The organism is Aeromonas sp. S11(2024) (assembly GCF_041402345.1).
GTDB lineage: Bacteria > Pseudomonadota > Gammaproteobacteria > Enterobacterales > Aeromonadaceae > Aeromonas > Aeromonas veronii.
The window spans coordinates 1-15,599 of sequence record NZ_JBGLRC010000010.1 but is presented as its reverse complement, the minus strand read 5'-3'; the positions used below and the strand labels follow the sequence as shown (position 1 = coordinate 15,599).

The following is a 15,599-nucleotide window of genomic DNA, read 5'->3' as shown; positions in this document are numbered from 1 at the left end:
CTCGCACAAAAAATGGCCGCCTCACAGCCAACGGCGCAGTGGCAACCAGTCGCTCAGGCGGGCTATCAGTCGCCTTGACCACCCCTCGGGTTTGCGCGGCAATCCACCCGCCTGCTCCTGCCAGCGAGCCAGCCACATTCGCAGCGCCTCGCAGAGCGGCGGGCAGTGCAGATGCAGCATCAGTTCAGTATTGAGAAACAGCGAGCGGGGATCGAGGTTGAGGCTGCCAAACAGCGCCCGCTCCTCCCCCAGCAGGATCAGCTTGGCGTGCAGGCTGCCGTGACCATGGTCAAACTCGGCGACCCGGATCCCGCGCCGCAGCAACCAGCCTAGATAACGTTGGTAGGCGCCATAGACCAGCGGCACATCGGTGCTGGCCAAGGAGTTGGTGAGAATGTCGATGGCGACCCCCTGCTGGCGGAGCCGCGCCAGACGGTGCCGGAACCCGCGGGTCAGGATGAGGTAAGGGGTCACCAACCCCAGCGAGCCGGGATTGTCAGCCAGCTGGCGCCAAAGCTGGCGGGCAGTGGTGGGACGGGAGATCAGCCCCTTGCCGGGACGGTCGAACCACACCTCGGCCCGCCCCTCATGCCACTGCAGCGGCACATCGCTCTCGTCAAACAGCGCCGCGGGCAGATCGTAGACCATTGCCACCGCCGGATCCGTCATGGTGAACAGGAAGTCGTTGACCACCTCTATTTCGGCGGGCAGCAACTCGCGACGCAGCAGATGGCGGATGGGGTGGCTCCAGCGGCTGTGCCAGAACTGCTCGAACCCCTGCGCCATCTGCTGGCACAGGCCCCCCTGACAGGCGAGATCGAGATCCACAAAGGGGGCCTGCGGATCCAGACCGAAGTAGCGATCGCCGATGTTGCGCCCGCCGATCAGCGCCAGCTTGCCATCCACCAGCAGCAGCTTGTTATGCATCCGGTGGTTGATACGGCGAAAGCTGAGCAGCCCCTCCAGCAGCAGTGCCAGCGGGCGCCAGCCCCGCAGCCAGAAAGGGTTGAACAGCCGCACTTCGATCCCGGGGTAGTGAGCCACCATTTCCAGAAAGCGGTTGTCACCGGCATAGAGATCATCCACCAGCAGCTGTACCTTGACGCCACGCCGGGCGGCGTGAAGCAGCTCGCTCAGCAGCAGCTTGCCGCTGCTGTCCTCCTCCCAGCTGTAGTACTGCGCCTGGATCCGCTCTCGGGCATGGCGGATCCAGTGGCAACGCACCTTGAGCGCCAGCAGGGGATCATCGATCAGGGTAAAGGATCCGGGGATCATGGTGTCATCCTGCTGTCATGGCCGGGTGTCATAACGCTGGCGAGCCTCTTCACATATTCAAAAGGAGTTGCTGATGGAACTGCATGATACCCCGATGTTGCGCTATCTGGGCCAGCTCAGCCAACCAGATCTCATCCCGGCCACCGGCCCCGCCTACTGGTTTTTGCAACACAGGGACGGTGGCTGGCAATTGCCGACCGTGCAGGCGACCCTGCCGGTCAACCGGCTCAGGGCTGAGCCGCTTCGATAGCGGCAGCCTTGCCCTCGATCTGGGGCAGGCTGAAACGATAGGCCACGTAGTACTTGTAGATGGTGCCGACATAGTTGATCGGCCCCTGTCCGACTTCGTTGGCCACCAGCTGATCCACGTTGCCGAACCAGACGTTGGGATCGAGCCCCAGCTTCTCCGCCTTGCCTCGCAGCGCCTGCACCCGGTTCGGCCCGGCGTTGTAGGCGGCGAGGGCAAACAGGTGGCGATTGAGCCGATCCAGCTTGGGATCATTGAAGTAGGTATCGAGGATCAACCGCATGTAGCGGCAGGCGGCCTCCACATTTCCCTCCAGCGTGGTGAGTCTGGCGCCGTTGATGCCGACCTCCCGCCCCGTACTGGGCAGCAGCTGCATGAGGCCCACGGCCCCCTTGGGCGAACGCGCCTTGGGATTGAGGCCGGACTCCTTGTAGCCAAGCGCCGCCAGCATCAGCCAGTCGAGATCGTATTGATTGGCGTACTTCTCCAGCACTTTGCGAATGGTCGCGAGGCGCCCCATGGGATCCGGCGCCAGGATATTGCTCATCTGATCGCTGCGAACCAGCAACCGGCGCAGGGTCATGTCGCTGTAAAGGCTGTTGCGGCTGACACTCGCCAGATAGCCATTGACTGCCTTGAGCAGCTCGGGGCTGTTCTTGCGCAGCGCCCAGGCGCTGGTGCCATTGCTGCGCAGGGGGATCAACTTGTGAGCCTTGAGGCCGGAGATCATGCCACCCAGCCAGATCCGTCCCTTGTAGCTGTCAGTCACCGTCAGGGGAATAATGCCAGCGGCCACCATCTCCAGCAGATCGCCATCCTGCAGATATTCGGGCACCGTTTCGATATAGACGGGGGGCAGCCCCAGCTCGCGAAACAGCCAGTTGAGCTGGCGCAGACTCTCGTAGTAGCTGGAGCTGGCGCGCACCCAGACCCGCCTGCCGGAGAGCTGGGTAATGCGGCTGAAGGCGGGCAGGCTCTGCTGGCTCACCACCCACTCCTCGATGGATGAAATGAGCGGCCGGGAGAAGGCCACCTGTTCACGCCGGGTCGGAGTCACCGTCATGGTCGCCGCCACCAGATCGCCGCGCCCCTCGGTCAGATAGTCCAGCAGCTTGTCCTGCCGCACCGGGATGTAGACCACCTTGAGTTTGACCTTCTCTTTGGCGAGATAGGTCTTGTTCAGCCAGCGCTCGAACCCTTGCAGCTGATTGACCAGAATGCCGTACTGGGCGCCGCGATCGAGAAAATAGAAGCCGCGCTCATAGACCACCAGAGCCCTGAGTTCGCGCTTTTGCAGAATGCTTTCGAGATCCCCGGGTTGGGGCAGACGCTGTGGCTTGAGTTCAGCCGCCAGCAAGGGAAAACAGCAGAGGGCCAGCAGCGCCCAGATCCAGCGTCGCATCACGATGGCTGCCCCTGTGCTGAGGTCACGCCTGCTGCCTGTTGGCAGCACGGATCACGATAGAGGGTGGGATTGGGGGCAGAGATCCATCGCTGCGTCATGATGTTTGCGCCTTCTGTTGGCCGACTCGCGCCGGGCAAAAACGTCTGTGGGATAGAGTAACTATAGAACGCCGACCCACAGCAGAAGGGTCAACACGGCAGGCAAACCTGCCGCGTTATCAGACAACTCAGATAGAGCGGGCCCGCATTTCGAAAATCAGTTTTTCGGCGGTGCAGGTGAATTGCAGGCGTGCTTTCAGGATCACGCCGTTGGCGCCCTGGGTCAGTTCGCTGCTCACTTGAGCTTCGGCAGTGACCTGTTTGGCCAGTGCTTCATAGGCAGCCAGCTTGGCGCGGGCATCAGCCTCGGCAGCGGCTTCAATCACCAGATCCATCACATCGTCGCCTTCGCCGATGATGGTGCCGATCTCGGCAAAACAGCCGCAGCTGTCACAGGTTTCGTTCAGTTCAACTTTCTCGTCTACAGACATTTTCTACTCCTACTGCTTATTTCGGATGATTTGCGTCGTCACGCATCGCCTTGCGAAAATCTTTGATGGCGGTACCCAGATCCTCACCTGCACTGGCAAGACGCTTGCTGCCGAAGACCAGCACAACGACCAGCAAGAGGATCAGCATATGCCAGATATGAATTCCACCGAGTCCCATAGGGATACTCCCTCACAAAGAGATATCTGTTACTTGTATCAAAATAGAGCGCAGGGATTGTTGGGCAAAATCAAGGCAGGTGCAAGTGAGCAAATAAATCATAGCCAAAAAATAGGGCGACCCTGAGGTCGCCATATTGATTGTGCTACATGTCCCCTCAACCGCTACATCCTGTACCAGTGGTTCATGCGAACCTGAGACCATTCGAGGATAAGATCGCCAAGATATGAAAACAAATGGTATAAATTCATCTTAGAATTGAAGAGGATTCATATCATGCTGCTGGAACAACTGGGTCGCATCGACCTCAATTTGCTGATTATCCTGCAGGTATTGCTGGAAGAGCGCAACGGCAGCAAGGCGGCACGCCGCCTTCATCTGAGCCAGTCCGCGGTCAGTAAAGCCCTCGGCCGTCTGCGCGATACCTTCAATGATCCCCTCTTCATCCGCTCTGCCTACGGGCTGGAACCCACCGGCCGTGCCCTTGCACTGCAGCAGCAGTTGCAACCCATCCTGCTGTCGCTGGATAACCTGATCCAGCCGCCCGAGTTCGACCCCGCCAGCTCGGAGCGAGAGTTCGTCATCGCCAGCATGGACAGCGCCTTTACCCTGTTTGCCCCGCTCTACCTGAGCGAGCTGAAGCGGCAGGCACCACGGATCCGCTTGCGTTACGAGGAGTGGACCGAGAACAGTCTGACCGAGATGAGTCAGGGACAGGTGGACATCGCCTTCGCGGTGCGGGAGAACTGCATCAGCTCCGATTATCGGCTCGATACCCTGCCCGACAGCATCTGTCAGCAAGTGCTGGCGGTCGATGATCTCACCTGTCTGGTGCAGCAGCACCACCCCGCGCTGCGAGAGCCCAACTGGAATCTGGAGCACTACCTCAGTTATCCCCATGTGCAGACTTACTGCGAAGGGCGAGACCGCTGGATGCTGGATCACAAGCTGGCAGAGCAGGATCTCTACCGGCGTATCGAGGCAACCGTGCCCTCCTTCGAGGCGGCGCTGCGGATGGGGATGCACTCCGACATGATAGTGACCCTCTCCAGGCTCTACGCCCGCCACGCTACCCAGGTCTATCCGCTGTTGCAGCTGCCGCTGCCCATCGGGTTGGACAGCATCTCCCATCTGCTCATCTGGCATCAGCGTCACAGCGAGGATCCGGGCCACCGCTGGCTGCGGGAATTGTTGCTCTCCCTCATCATGAGCAAACTGGAACCCGCTGCGACCACTCACGGGTGACGGCACGCCCTCTCGGCAGGAAAAAAAGAACGGGGCTCTGCGTAGCCCCGTTTCATTCACTTCAAGATGTAAACCGCTCAGCCCTGACCGGTCACCGCCAGATAGTGATGCACCCCGTCCAGCAGCATCTGGACCGAGATCATCACCAGCAGCATACCCATCAACCGCTCCACCGCAGTGAGTCCCCGCTCACCCAGCAGCTTGTTGAATACCTCGTAGAACATCAGGATCACCGCGCTGGCGGCCCAGGCCAGAAAGAGTGCCAGCGACCAGTCCACCATCCGGGTCGGCTCCTGATTGGCCAGCAGCATCAAAGAAGCCAAGATAGAAGGACCGGCGATCATCGGGATCGCCATCGGCACCAGGAAGGGCTCCTCGCCCGCCGCCAGCCCGGTCACGCCCCCTTCACTCGGGAAGATCATCTTGATGGCGATCAGGAACAGGATAATGCCACCCGCAATGCTGACCGCCTCCTGCCGCAGGTTGAGGAAACCGAGGATCTGCTGACCGACGAACAGGAACAGCATCATGATGGCCAGCGAGAAGAGCAGCTCACGCACCATCACCTTGCGACGTCGCTTGGGATCGATATGACGCAGGATAGAGAGGAAGACCGGCAGGTTGCCCAGCGGGTCCATGATCAGAAACAGCATGACTGCGGCAGAGAAAGTATCCATACAACGCCCGGGCTACGCCCTGAATAGGGAAAAGAGAGGGGGCGAAATATAGCAAAGGGCGAAGAATTGAGCGAGCGCCATGATGCGCTCGCAGCGGGATTAACCGTGGTTGCAGATCTTGTCGGCGCGGGTCTGGAAACCCTCGGCCGAGTCGATGAATTTGCCGCGGGCGGCCAGAAAGTCGATCAGCGCTTCCGCATCCATCTCGCTGGCGCTGCAGGTATGAAAACGGGCCTCGGCACCGAACCGCTCGGCCATCGCCTGTTTCAGGCTGGCACGGGTAAATTGCCCCCCTTGCGCCAACATCATTTCCATCACCTCATGACCATGAACCGATTGCGACATCTCTCACCTCAATAATGAACATATTTAATGCCAATTAAATATCTCCCCGCCCGGAGGGATCTTGATATAGGCCAATAAATTGCGCATTTCCTGGTCAGGGGAGTGGTCACCGCCACCGCTTTGTCGATAATGTGGCAACCCGCGTCAGGGATCGCTACACTGGCGCCCCTTTTGGCCATCGCAGACAATGTATAAGGATATTGGCGTCATGCTGTTCCATGGAGAGGCTCTCAAGCCCTGGCAGATCTGGACCCGCCGACCACTCTGGCTCAAGACCCTGATCGGCATGCTGACAGGGGTGGGTCTGGGCGTCGGCTTTGAAGAGCAAGCCCTGCTGCTCAAGCCCCTTGGCGTCCTGTTCGTCAACACCATCCAGATGCTGATGGTGCCCCTCATTTTCTGCTCGGTCATCGCCGGTCTCACCTCGCTGCTCAAGGGCAAGGCTCTCGATCGCATCGGCAGCAAGGCGATCTGCCTCTACTTCTGCTCCACCGCCATCGCCATCTGCATCGGCCTGATGATGGGCTGGCTGCTGGAGCCCGGCATGGGCGCCGACATGGGCCCCTATGAGCGGATCGGCATGTCGGAACCACCCACCCTGGCCAGCGTGCTGAGCCATCTGGTGCCGAGCAATCCGGTACAGGCGATGGTGGATGGCAAGATCCTGCAAGTGATCGTCTTTGCGGTGGCGCTGGCGGTCGCCCTAAACGCCAGCGGTCGCCGTGGCCGTCCCGCCATCCTCTTCTTCACCTCGCTGGCCGAGGGGATGTTCAAGCTGACCCAGATGGTGATGGCACTCGCCCCTTATGGTGTCTGCGCCCTGATGGCCTGGATGACCGGCAAGTACGGCCTCGACCTGCTGCTGCCGCTGCTCAAGGTGATCGGCGCCGTCTACCTCGGCTGTCTGCTGCACGTGCTCGGGGTCTACAGCACCCTGCTGCTCCTGCTGGCACGGCTCAATCCGCTGCACTACTTCAAGAGCATCGTTGATGCCCAAGCGGTGGCCTTCACCAGCAGCTCCAGCAACTCCACCCTGCCCATCAGTCTGGCCTGCGCCGAGAAGCGGCTGGGAGTCTCCCCCGCCATCACCGCCAAGGTGCTGCCCATCGGCGCCACCATCAACATGGATGGCACAGCTCTCTATCAGGGAGTGACTGCGCTGTTCGTAGCTCAGGCATTCGGTGTGGAGCTGCACATGGTCGATTACCTGACCATCATCAGCATCGCTACCCTGGCCAGTATCGGCACCGCTGGCACCCCGGGCACCGGGTTGATGCTGCTGACCCTGACCCTGACGGCGGTGGGCTTGCCGCTGGAAGGGGTGGCACTGATTGCAGGCATTGACCGGATCCTCGACATGGCGCGCACCACGGTCAATGTTTCGGGGGATATTCTGGTGTCGGTGCTGATCGCCCGCAGCGAAAACGAACTGGATCTGGCGACCTATCACGATGCCAGCGCAGGGGAAGATATCGAGTTCCCGCCGCGCTAGCGGAAGAGAGATCAGCTGTCGTGGGGATCGTGATGACAGCGCCAGCAGACGTCGAAGTTGGCGCCGTTCTCCTCCCCGCATTGGCCGCACAGCCAGCCGTTACCCTGACGCTGCTGGTAACGCTCGATGACCCGTCCTGCCTTGCTGCGATCCTCGGCCCGCACCATCAGGGTCACCTGCAACATGTCGACCGGCAGCTCGCCAAGGGCGCCCGACAGCCCCTCGCCATTGAGGCGCACCAGCACCCCTTCCGCCTCCAGCGCCCCTTTCAACGCGTGTGCCTCCAGGGTGTGTGAGGCGCGATAGAGATTGATCCAGTTATCCATAGCTCCCCCTTACAACAACTTGTCGATGCCAAACTCGGCGCCGTTCTCAATCATGAAATCGATGAATGCCCGCAACTTGCGCGGCATCAGTTGCCGCTCCGGAAACAGCAAATAAATCGGCACCCTGGGTTGCTGCCACTCTGGCAGCAGGATCACCAGCTCGCCGCTGGCCAGCTCATCCTGACAGAGCATAGCGGGTAACGAAGCCAACCCCAGCCCCGCCTTCGCCGCCTCCCGGGCACAGGTAATATTATTGACCCGAAAACGGGATGGGGGGTCAACCAGCACCTCTCTGCCATCCAGCTCGAAACACCAGTGAGAGGCGAGAAACCCGCTGCTTACCGTCACCCGCTCGTGGTTGGCCAGATCCTCCGGCCGCTCGATGACCGAGCTGCGGGCCAGATAGTCCGGGCTGGCACAGAGCAGCCTTCCGGTGCTCCAGAGTCGGCGCGCCGCCAGATTGGAGTCGCTCATGTCGCCAATCCGCACCACCGCATCCAGCCCTTCACTGATGGGATCCACCACCCGGTTGGTCAGTTCCAGCTCCACCTGCAGGGCGGGATAGGCCTGCAAAAACTTGGCGACCAAGCGCCCAACCACCAGTTGCCCCGTCTCGATGGGCACCGCCAGTTTGAGGGTGCCGGTCACCTCCTGCTGGCTGGCGCTCAGCATCAGCTCGGCTTCGGTCAGGGCATCGACCGCCTTGCTGCAGTGCAGGTAGTACTTCTCCCCCTCCTCGGTCAAAGTGAGCTGACGAGTGGAGCGATAGAGCAGACGCACTCCGAGCCGCTGTTCAAGCTCGGCGATGCGGCGGCTGACCATCGCCTTGGTCATCCCCAGCTCGCGGGCAGCCCCCGTAAACGAGCCCTTGTCGACGATACGCACCAGAATTAACGCGGCATTGAGATCCATTGTTGCACCAGTGAAACTGTATATCTCGTGAACCAATACTAATCGAAACAGTTGACCAGTGTTAGCCTGCGCCCCCTAAGTTCAGGAATCACAAAAATGAGTCAACACAAAAAAATTCCCCTGCTGGCAGCCATGATATTGGCGCTGCTCGGTCTGCTGTTCGCCGGTTACTGGTATCTTCACGGCCGCTATTTTGAAAGCACCGACAACGCCTATCTGCAAAGTGAAGTGACCGGGATCAGCTCCAAACTGCCCGGCTATATCCGCGAAGTGCTGGTCACCGACAACCAGCCGGTCAAAGCGGGCCAACTGATCGCCCGTCTCGATGATCGCGAATACAAAACCAGGGTCGCGGAGGCCAAAGCCGACCTGCGCCTCAATCTGGCGACGGCGGAAAATCTGGCGGCCACTCGCACCCAACAACTGAGCCTGATCCAGCAAGCCGAGGCCAAGGTCGCCTCCGCCAACGCCGAACAGCTGCGCGCCAGCCAGCAAGTCAACCGCATCAGCCAGCTCAACCAGCGTCACTACAGCTCGCAAGACAGTCTGGACGAGGTACGTGCCGGCCTGCAGGTCAATCAGGCGCAAGCACGGGAGGCCCAAGCCGCCCTGCAGGCGGCCCGTGAGCGACTGCTGGTACTGGATGCCGAACGCAAACAGAATCTGGCCAAGCTGGCATTGAGCGAAGCACAACTGGAACAGGCCAAGCTGGAGCTCGGCTACACCGAACTGCGGGCACCGGCCGACGGCATCATCGGCAAGCGCAGCCTGCGGGAAGGGCTCTACGTCCAGTCCGGTATGCAGGTCGCCAGCCTGGTGCCGCTGCAGCAGGTGTGGGTCGAGGCCAACTTCAAGGAGACCCAGCTCGCCCATATGCAGCCGGGCCAGAAGGTCGAAGTGGTACTCGATGCCTACCCGGATCAACCGGTCGAGGGGATCATCGACAGCCTGGCCCCGGCCACCGGCGCCAAGTTCGCCCTGCTGCCGCCGGAGAATGCCACCGGCAACTTCACCAAAATCGTGCAACGGGTGCCGGTCAAGATCCGCATCCCCGAGCCGGGCCCGCTGGCAGGCAAGCTGCTGCCGGGTCTCTCTACCGAAGTGATCGTGGATACCCGTACCCCTGATCCCGTGGTGGCTGCCAACTGATGGAACCCATTCCACGTCGCAACTGGATCGCGGTCATGGGGGGCCTTATCGGTGCCTTCATGGCCATCCTCGATATCCAGATCACCAATGCCTCCCTGAAGGACATTCAGGGGGCCCTGTCGGCCACCCTGAGCGAGAGCTCCTGGATCTCCACCTCCTATCTGGTGGCGGAGATGATCGCCATCCCCCTGAGCGGCTGGTTGAGCCGGGGGCTGAGCGTGCGCCGCTACCTGCTCTGGACCACCGGTGCCTTTATCGCCGCCTCTGTGCTCTGTTCGTTCAGTTGGAACCTCACCAGCATGATCGTCTTCCGGGCGCTGCAGGGCTTCACCGGCGGGGCGCTGATCCCGATGGCCTTCTCCCTCATCGTCACCCTGTTGCCGTTACAGAAGCGGGCCACCGGCATGGCGCTGTTTGGCCTCTGCGCCACCTTCGCCCCCGCCATCGGCCCGACCCTCGGTGGCTGGCTCACCGAGCAGATGTCGTGGCACTACATCTTCTATCTCAACGTGCCGCCGGGACTGCTGGTGATGGCCATGCTGGCCCACGGGCTGGATAAAAAACCGGTGGACTGGGCCGTGATCAAGCGGGTAGACCTCATCGGGATTGTCACCATGGCGCTTGGCCTCGGCTTGCTGGAGGTGGTACTGGAAGAGGGCAACCGGGAAGACTGGTTCGGCTCAAGCTTCATCGTGCGACTGGCGGTCATCTCGGCTGTGGCGCTGGTGTTCTTCGTTATCAGCCAGCTGATCCGCCGTCACCCGCTGGTCAATCTGCGGCTGCTGCACAACCCGCGCTTCGCGCTGGCCTGCTTCGCCTATCTGATCCTCGGCATGGCGCTGATGGGATCTATCTATGTGTTGCCGCTCTACATGACCCAGATCCACAACTACAACGCGCTGGAAATCGGCGAAGTCCTGATGTGGATGGGGCTGCCGCAACTGCTGGTGTTGCCGCTGGTGCCCAAACTGACCCACAAGATAGACCCGCGCTATCTGGTGAGTTTCGGCTTCCTGATCTTCGCCGTCAGCTGCTTTATGAACGTCAACATGAGTGCCGACTACGCCGGGCCGCAGCTGATCCATTCGCTCATCGTGCGAGCGCTGGGACAGCCCTTCATCATGGTGCCGCTCTCCCTGGTCGCCACCGCCAGCCTGAGCCACGACGAGATCCCCTCCTCCTCGACCCTGCTCAACGTGCTGCGCAACCTCGGTGGTGCGTTCGGTATCGCCATCATCGCGACCATGCTCGACAACGATACCCGCACCCATGTGCTGCAAATTGGCAGCACTCTGGCCGCCAGCAGTATCGAGGGACAAACCTATCTGCTGCAGCTGGCCCAGAGCATGATGGCACAGGGTTCAGGCCCCGAGATTGCCCAGCAGCAAGCACGGGCCATGCTGGCCAATACTATCAACCGGGAGGCGGCCATCATGGCCTACAACCAAGTGTTCTACATCATGGGGATCTTCCTGCTGATCGCCAGCGCACTGATGCTATTGCTCAAATCCCCCGCCCCACGGGCTGCGGATGCCGAACCGCTAGAGGCGTGAAAAACGCCGGGCATAAATCGAAAAACGGGCCAATGCCCGTTTTTCGTTATCTGTTACCTGCACTCAACCAGAAGACGTTATCCCGCCAGCGACCCTGCAATCAGGAATTGCGCTGCGAAGTAGCTGCTCATCACCCAGGCGCGGGCGTGGGGAAAGGGGCGGCGGAAGCGATCGAGCGCCAGCATGCTGTCGGAGAAGAGGAACATCAGCGCCCCCACCAGAGCGGCGGCAGAACCGGCAGTGAGAGAGGCGTGCCAGGCACCGGCGGCCACCCAGGCCATGCCGATGATCACCAGCATGTAGCAGAAGACTGGGATCCGCATCTCCCCCAGCTTGCCCCACAGCAGGCCAAAAACCATGCCAGCGATCAGCAACAGCAGCAAACCATCCACCAGATTGAGCAACAACGGCCCCTGAGCAAAACCGACGATATAGCAGAGATGCGCGACAAGAAATGCCGCCAACCCCTGAATGAAGCGATCACTTGGCAGCATCAGCAGCACATCGCCCGCCAGCGAGAGACAAAGGCCGAGCAGGATCCAGGCGTGGGAACCGTCGTGGTCATAACTCTGGTAGCCGAACGCCAACGCGATGATAAGCAGCATGGTCAGCGGCTTGCTGATATAGAACTGGCGGCTGTCTGAACCGTAGGCAGCACGGATGTGCCACCAACCTGAAGCGATGATCAAGAAACTCAATAACATGCCCTGCTCCTCACCTGTTGCTCGCAGTCATACGGCAACCGTTTTTATCATGGTGCAGGGTAACAAATTCCCTCCCCCAGTGGCAGGGGTGCTTATCAAATGGGCAGGCTAAGCCTAAAGTCTAATTGCCGCACCGAGTGGTTCAGGGCATAAGTGACGGGTCTGGAGGATCACCATGGAAGAAGCTATGAAGAACTATCTGCCCGCCATCGATATAATGATGTGCCATCTGGGGATCAGCTTTGAGCAGGCCTGTGAACAACTGGGTCTTAGCCAGCAGGAGCAACAGGCGCTGGATCAGTTGCAGCAACAGCAGAGCCAAGCCAACTAAGCCCTCCCGTTATTGGATATCATGATGTGCTATCCGGGGGTTAGCTTTGAGCAGGCCTGTGAACAACTGGGTCTTAGCCAGCAGGAGCAACAGGCACTGGATCAGTTGCAGCAACAGCAGAGCCAAGCCAACTAGCTTGAGTTGAATCATAAAAGAGAAGACCGCCAGCAGGCGGTCTTCTCTTTTAGCCTCTGTGATAACCGGACGGCATCATGCAATACCTGCCAGCAAACGACTCCAGTTGCGTTTACCAGCGATAAAGCCGTCACGCAAGGCCCGGTACTCCAGTTGCAGCTTGAGGCGGTCATAGCGCGCCAGCGCCTTGCGCTTGCGCAGCTCCAGCAGCCGCTTGCGACTGGCGTAATAGTGTTGCAACTGCTGGCTCAGCTTGTCGTACTCCTGCTGCAGCAGCGCCTGCCACAGTTCGCGATCTTCCTGCTTGCGCAACTTGGCTTGTGCCCGTTTCAGCTGCATCTGCAGCCGGGCTTGTTCGATACGCTCCTCCGGCGAAGATCTGAGATCTCCCGCCAGACCGCACCAGGAGGCGAGCCGGATCAACCACTTGGTCGGATCGAACTGCCACCAGTGGATGCCGTTGCGGTAATCATTCTCGAACAGGTGGTGAAAGTTGTGGTACCCCTCGCCAAAGGTGAAAAAAGCCAGAATGCCGTTATCGCGAGCGGTATTGCGATCGGTATAGGGCTGACTGCCCCAGATGTGGGCCAGCGAATTGATGAAGAAGGTGGTGTGGTGAGTCATCACCATCCTCAGCACGCCCGCCAACAGCAACATGCCGAGCAAGTCCCCGTGCCACAAGCCGAGCAGCAGCGGCAGCCCCAGATTAGCCGCCAGTGCCAGCGTCAGATAGTGACGGTGCTGAAACGCGACCACCGGGTTGTTTTGCAGGTCTCGCACATTGCTGTAATCGCCATAGCGATCTCCTTGATGCTCCCGCAACATCCAGCCGATGTGCGAATACCAGAAACCGCGCCCCGCGCTGTAGGGGTCTTTATCGTTGTCATCCACATGACGATGGTGACGGCGGTGATCGGCCGACCAGTGCAGGGCAGAATTCTGCAGCGCCAACGCACCGCCGATGGCAAACAACCACTGCAAAGCGGGGTGCGCCTTGTAGGCCTTGTGCGACCAGAGCCGGTGATAGCCTGCGGTGATGGAGAGACCACTCAGGCAGAACAGCAACAGGAAACTGGCCCACTGCCAGAGATCGTAACCGTGGCTCACGCCGTACCAGGGCACGACAATCAACGCCACTATCCCGGAGAGGGAGAACAGCAGGGTATTGGTGAAAATAATGGGGGGTCTGGCCATCTCATTGCATCCTTTCAGCGAACAGCTGTTAGCCATTTTCTATGGTGATTTCCTCACGGTCAATGGTAAAAAAGTAGGATACAAACCTGATCCTGAGGCGCCTTCGGGTTATCATTTGTCCTCGTTAAGCTGAAGGTGACTGATTTCGTGGGTATTCGCGCTCAACAAAAAGAAAAAACCCGGCGTACATTGATCGATGCTGCATTCAGCCAACTGTGCGCCAATCGGAGTTTCTCCAATCTCAGCCTGCGGGAAGTCGCTCGCGAAGCGGGTATCGCCCCAACCTCTTTCTATCGCCACTTTCGCGATATGGAGGAACTGGGCCTGACCCTGGTTGACGAAGGAGGTCTTACTCTGCGCCAACTGATGCGACAGGCACGCCAGCGCATTGCCGGTGGTGGCAGTGTCATCAGCACCTCGGTGCAGACCTTTATGGAGTTCGTCGAGAACAACCCCAACATCTTCCGGCTGCTGCTGCGGGAACGCTCCGGCACCTCGGCCGCCTTTCGTCAGGCGGTGGCTCGCGAAATCCAGCACTTTATCGCAGAGCTGACCGATTATCTGGAAGCCACCACAGAAGCACCACGGGAAGATGCCTACATCCAGGCAGAAGCCATGGTCACCATCGTCTTCAGTGCCGGTGCCGATGCACTCGACATGACCAGCGAAGAGTGCCGTGCACTCTCCGACCGAACAATTCGCCAACTGCGGATGATCGCCATGGGCGCCGAGGTACAAAACCAGAAGCGCCGTGAACCTCACCCATGACCACAGGATGGAGAACGATATGACTGAACAGCTTATGATCCCGAAAAAACCGCTCGCCATGGCCATGCTGATTGGTATCTGTGGCGATGCCTCTCTGGCCGTGCTGACCAACTCGGTCGTGCCTTTCTCCTTCTTCCCGCTGATTGCCCTCTGGCTGGCGGCCTATCAGCTGTTCCAGCACTATCGCCATGAACCTATGGTGGGCAACACCCCCATCTGCACCCTGCTTTGCTTCTTTATCGGTGTCTTCGGCCACTCCGCGCTGCTCAAGGTGCAATACCCGGAGCTTGGCAGCAACTTCTTCTCTCTGATTATGATGCTGCTGTTACTGGCGGCCCTCTCCATCAAGCTCGGCCTGAGCATTGGCAACAAAGAGAGGCCCTGATAAATCGACCGAGTGATGGTAATCAGCTGATAGATAAAGCAAAGAGGCCTTCCCGTCGGGAAGGCCTCTTTGCTTGAACAGTACCTGATTAATCCGGCAATCTCGGTATTCCCAACCTAGTCAAGCTGCTGGGCGTCAAGATCGACGTGCAAATGGAAGAGGGGGTGGTCAATATGGAACTGCTCTGTAGCCAGCAAGCGACAGAAGCCTGATTTGACCACCTGCAGAGTCGTTCAAATTGCTGTGAATGAAACTGATAAGACTCTGATATAGCCAGAAAATGGTAGAAATAACCGGCTATCTGGCACTCTCTCGGCAGGTAAAAACCAAACGTTGGCTGTTTAACACGCTAAAAATACCAAAGCCCGGTCATGAAGCCGGGCTTTGTGTTGGTTCCGATGTGCAAACCTGTGGGTCGCTGGGCAAAATCGCCCATAGCAAAAAGGCCTTCCCATCAGGGAAGGCCTTCAAAATTAGTGGCGGAGCGGACGGGACTCGAACCCGCGACCCCCGGCGTGACAGGCCGGTATTCTAACCGACTGAACTACCGCTCCGCATTCGGTTAGCTTGCGCTAAATTGTTTGCCGCTTTTTCTGAGGTGTCACCCTCGCAGCTGGGTATGTGTTTTCACATCACCATTTAATTGGGTGCCTGGCAGTGTCCTACTCTCGCATGGCGAATGCCACACTACCATCGGCGCTACCGCGTTTCACTTCTGAGTTCGGCATGGGATCAGGTGGTTCCACGGC

18 protein-coding genes, 1 tRNA gene and 1 rRNA gene are annotated in these 15,599 nt (G+C 59.5%); 8 read left to right on the top strand and 12 right to left on the bottom strand.

The annotated features are described in order from the left end of the window. Window positions 1–21 precede the first annotated feature (21 nt). The gene (locus ACB040_RS10380) at window positions 22–1,275 is read right to left on the bottom strand and encodes a phospholipase D family protein (protein ID WP_338772885.1); all 1,254 of its coding nucleotides are present in this window, start codon (window positions 1,273–1,275) and stop codon (window positions 22–24) included. A gap of 73 nt (window positions 1,276–1,348) precedes the next feature. On the opposite strand from ACB040_RS10380, the gene ACB040_RS10375 reads away from it, so the two are divergent. Further along, a complete protein-coding gene (locus ACB040_RS10375) occupies window positions 1,349–1,525 on the top strand; it encodes a hypothetical protein (RefSeq protein WP_168797173.1) in 177 nt (58 codons plus the stop codon). Here the strand turns inward: ACB040_RS10375 and ACB040_RS10370 are convergent. From ACB040_RS10370 to tatA, 3 genes are all read right to left on the bottom strand, one after another. After that, a complete protein-coding gene (locus ACB040_RS10370; protein WP_021231555.1) occupies window positions 1,503–2,924 on the bottom strand; it encodes a lytic transglycosylase F in 1,422 nt (473 codons plus the stop codon). The two genes, ACB040_RS10375 and ACB040_RS10370, sit on opposite strands and share 23 nt — an antisense overlap. Before the next feature lie 229 nt (window positions 2,925–3,153). Beyond that, window positions 3,154–3,456 (bottom strand): YfcZ/YiiS family protein, encoded by a 303-nt coding sequence (locus ACB040_RS10365; protein ID WP_005339945.1) that lies wholly within the window; start codon window positions 3,454–3,456, stop codon window positions 3,154–3,156. A gap of 16 nt (window positions 3,457–3,472) precedes the next feature. Continuing rightward, window positions 3,473–3,634, bottom strand: coding sequence for a twin-arginine translocase TatA/TatE family subunit (gene tatA / locus ACB040_RS10360; RefSeq protein WP_005339944.1), 162 nt, complete (start codon window positions 3,632–3,634; stop codon window positions 3,473–3,475). A gap of 276 nt (window positions 3,635–3,910) precedes the next feature. On the opposite strand from tatA, the gene ACB040_RS10355 reads away from it, so the two are divergent. Continuing rightward, complete coding sequence (locus ACB040_RS10355) at window positions 3,911–4,879, top strand: LysR family transcriptional regulator (protein ID WP_338772891.1); 969 nt, start codon at window positions 3,911–3,913, stop codon at window positions 4,877–4,879. 77 nt (window positions 4,880–4,956) lie between these two features. Here ACB040_RS10355 and ACB040_RS10350 read toward each other — a convergent pair whose 3' ends face one another. Together ACB040_RS10350 and ACB040_RS10345 are read right to left on the bottom strand one after the other, a co-directional pair. After that, the gene (locus ACB040_RS10350) at window positions 4,957–5,556 is read right to left on the bottom strand and encodes a YhgN family NAAT transporter (protein WP_013724175.1); all 600 of its coding nucleotides are present in this window, start codon (window positions 5,554–5,556) and stop codon (window positions 4,957–4,959) included. A 99-nt stretch (window positions 5,557–5,655) separates the two neighbouring features. Further along, complete coding sequence (locus tag ACB040_RS10345; protein WP_005357633.1) at window positions 5,656–5,901, bottom strand: YecH family metal-binding protein; 246 nt, start codon at window positions 5,899–5,901, stop codon at window positions 5,656–5,658. Window positions 5,902–6,109: 208 nt separating this feature from the next. On the opposite strand from ACB040_RS10345, the gene ACB040_RS10340 reads away from it, so the two are divergent. Beyond that, on the top strand, window positions 6,110–7,393 hold the full coding sequence (locus ACB040_RS10340) for a dicarboxylate/amino acid:cation symporter (RefSeq protein ID WP_042052525.1): 1,284 nt from the start codon (window positions 6,110–6,112) through the stop codon (window positions 7,391–7,393). Between the two features lie 11 nt (window positions 7,394–7,404). Here ACB040_RS10340 and ACB040_RS10335 read toward each other — a convergent pair whose 3' ends face one another. Both ACB040_RS10335 and ACB040_RS10330 read right to left on the bottom strand, forming a co-directional pair. Continuing rightward, complete coding sequence (locus tag ACB040_RS10335) at window positions 7,405–7,719, bottom strand: DUF2007 domain-containing protein (protein WP_005339933.1); 315 nt, start codon at window positions 7,717–7,719, stop codon at window positions 7,405–7,407. A 9-nt stretch (window positions 7,720–7,728) separates the two neighbouring features. After that, entirely contained in the window at window positions 7,729–8,631 is a 903-nt protein-coding gene (locus ACB040_RS10330) for a LysR family transcriptional regulator (protein ID WP_236281489.1), read from the bottom strand. Window positions 8,632–8,727: 96 nt separating this feature from the next. Here ACB040_RS10330 and ACB040_RS10325 point away from each other — a divergent pair, with 96 nt between their 5' ends. Both ACB040_RS10325 and ACB040_RS10320 read left to right on the top strand, forming a co-directional pair. Continuing rightward, window positions 8,728–9,780: an HlyD family secretion protein gene (locus ACB040_RS10325; RefSeq protein ID WP_371154752.1), complete on the top strand. Its 1,053-nt coding sequence runs from the start codon at window positions 8,728–8,730 to the stop codon at window positions 9,778–9,780. Then, a complete protein-coding gene (locus ACB040_RS10320; protein WP_236354021.1) occupies window positions 9,780–11,333 on the top strand; it encodes a DHA2 family efflux MFS transporter permease subunit in 1,554 nt (517 codons plus the stop codon). Before ACB040_RS10325 ends, ACB040_RS10320 begins: the two co-directional genes overlap by 1 nt. Before the next feature lie 77 nt (window positions 11,334–11,410). On the opposite strand, the gene ACB040_RS10315 is transcribed toward ACB040_RS10320, so the two are convergent. Beyond that, window positions 11,411–12,037, bottom strand: a complete 627-nt coding sequence (locus ACB040_RS10315; protein ID WP_005348507.1) for a lysoplasmalogenase — start codon at window positions 12,035–12,037, stop codon at window positions 11,411–11,413. Window positions 12,038–12,212: 175 nt separating this feature from the next. Between ACB040_RS10315 and ACB040_RS10310 the strand changes: the two genes are divergently transcribed. Continuing rightward, the gene (locus ACB040_RS10310) at window positions 12,213–12,368 is read left to right on the top strand and encodes a hypothetical protein (protein WP_005348505.1); all 156 of its coding nucleotides are present in this window, start codon (window positions 12,213–12,215) and stop codon (window positions 12,366–12,368) included. A gap of 210 nt (window positions 12,369–12,578) precedes the next feature. Here ACB040_RS10310 and ACB040_RS10305 read toward each other — a convergent pair whose 3' ends face one another. Further along, window positions 12,579–13,697 carry a fatty acid desaturase gene (locus ACB040_RS10305; RefSeq protein ID WP_270905515.1) on the bottom strand — a complete coding sequence of 373 codons (1,119 nt, stop codon included), beginning with the start codon at window positions 13,695–13,697 and terminating at the stop codon, window positions 12,579–12,581. Window positions 13,698–13,844: 147 nt separating this feature from the next. On the opposite strand from ACB040_RS10305, the gene fabR reads away from it, so the two are divergent. Together fabR and ACB040_RS10295 are read left to right on the top strand one after the other, a co-directional pair. Beyond that, window positions 13,845–14,465: an HTH-type transcriptional repressor FabR gene (gene fabR, locus ACB040_RS10300; protein ID WP_005339921.1), complete on the top strand. Its 621-nt coding sequence runs from the start codon at window positions 13,845–13,847 to the stop codon at window positions 14,463–14,465. A gap of 19 nt (window positions 14,466–14,484) precedes the next feature. Continuing rightward, a complete protein-coding gene (locus ACB040_RS10295; RefSeq protein WP_371154756.1) occupies window positions 14,485–14,850 on the top strand; it encodes a YijD family membrane protein in 366 nt (121 codons plus the stop codon). Window positions 14,851–15,327: 477 nt separating this feature from the next. Here the strand turns inward: ACB040_RS10295 and ACB040_RS10290 are convergent. Together ACB040_RS10290 and rrf are read right to left on the bottom strand one after the other, a co-directional pair. Beyond that, window positions 15,328–15,404 (bottom strand) — tRNA-Asp (locus tag ACB040_RS10290). A gap of 95 nt (window positions 15,405–15,499) precedes the next feature. Next, a 5S ribosomal RNA gene (gene rrf, locus ACB040_RS10285) occupies window positions 15,500–15,599 on the bottom strand; the annotation flags it as partial.

Bases quoted from the DNA above. Each gene is read 5' to 3' on its own strand.
- ACB040_RS10380 (WP_338772885.1), bottom strand. From the start codon at position 1,275: ATGATCCCCGGATCCTTTACCCTGATCGATGATCCCCTGCTGGCGCTC.
- ACB040_RS10375 (WP_168797173.1), top strand. From the start codon at position 1,349: ATGGAACTGCATGATACCCCGATGTTGCGCTATCTGGGCCAGCTCAGC.
- ACB040_RS10370 (WP_021231555.1), bottom strand. From the start codon at position 2,924: ATGCGACGCTGGATCTGGGCGCTGCTGGCCCTCTGCTGTTTTCCCTTG.
- ACB040_RS10365 (WP_005339945.1), bottom strand. From the start codon at position 3,456: ATGTCTGTAGACGAGAAAGTTGAACTGAACGAAACCTGTGACAGCTGC.
- tatA (WP_005339944.1), bottom strand. From the start codon at position 3,634: ATGGGACTCGGTGGAATTCATATCTGGCATATGCTGATCCTCTTGCTG.
- ACB040_RS10355 (WP_338772891.1), top strand. From the start codon at position 3,911: ATGCTGCTGGAACAACTGGGTCGCATCGACCTCAATTTGCTGATTATC.
- ACB040_RS10350 (WP_013724175.1), bottom strand. From the start codon at position 5,556: ATGGATACTTTCTCTGCCGCAGTCATGCTGTTTCTGATCATGGACCCG.
- ACB040_RS10345 (WP_005357633.1), bottom strand. From the start codon at position 5,901: ATGTCGCAATCGGTTCATGGTCATGAGGTGATGGAAATGATGTTGGCG.
- ACB040_RS10340 (WP_042052525.1), top strand. From the start codon at position 6,110: ATGCTGTTCCATGGAGAGGCTCTCAAGCCCTGGCAGATCTGGACCCGC.
- ACB040_RS10335 (WP_005339933.1), bottom strand. From the start codon at position 7,719: ATGGATAACTGGATCAATCTCTATCGCGCCTCACACACCCTGGAGGCA.
- ACB040_RS10330 (WP_236281489.1), bottom strand. From the start codon at position 8,631: ATGGATCTCAATGCCGCGTTAATTCTGGTGCGTATCGTCGACAAGGGC.
- ACB040_RS10325 (WP_371154752.1), top strand. From the start codon at position 8,728: ATGAGTCAACACAAAAAAATTCCCCTGCTGGCAGCCATGATATTGGCG.
- ACB040_RS10320 (WP_236354021.1), top strand. From the start codon at position 9,780: ATGGAACCCATTCCACGTCGCAACTGGATCGCGGTCATGGGGGGCCTT.
- ACB040_RS10315 (WP_005348507.1), bottom strand. From the start codon at position 12,037: ATGTTATTGAGTTTCTTGATCATCGCTTCAGGTTGGTGGCACATCCGT.
- ACB040_RS10310 (WP_005348505.1), top strand. From the start codon at position 12,213: ATGGAAGAAGCTATGAAGAACTATCTGCCCGCCATCGATATAATGATG.
- ACB040_RS10305 (WP_270905515.1), bottom strand. From the start codon at position 13,697: ATGGCCAGACCCCCCATTATTTTCACCAATACCCTGCTGTTCTCCCTC.
- ACB040_RS10295 (WP_371154756.1), top strand. From the start codon at position 14,485: ATGACTGAACAGCTTATGATCCCGAAAAAACCGCTCGCCATGGCCATG.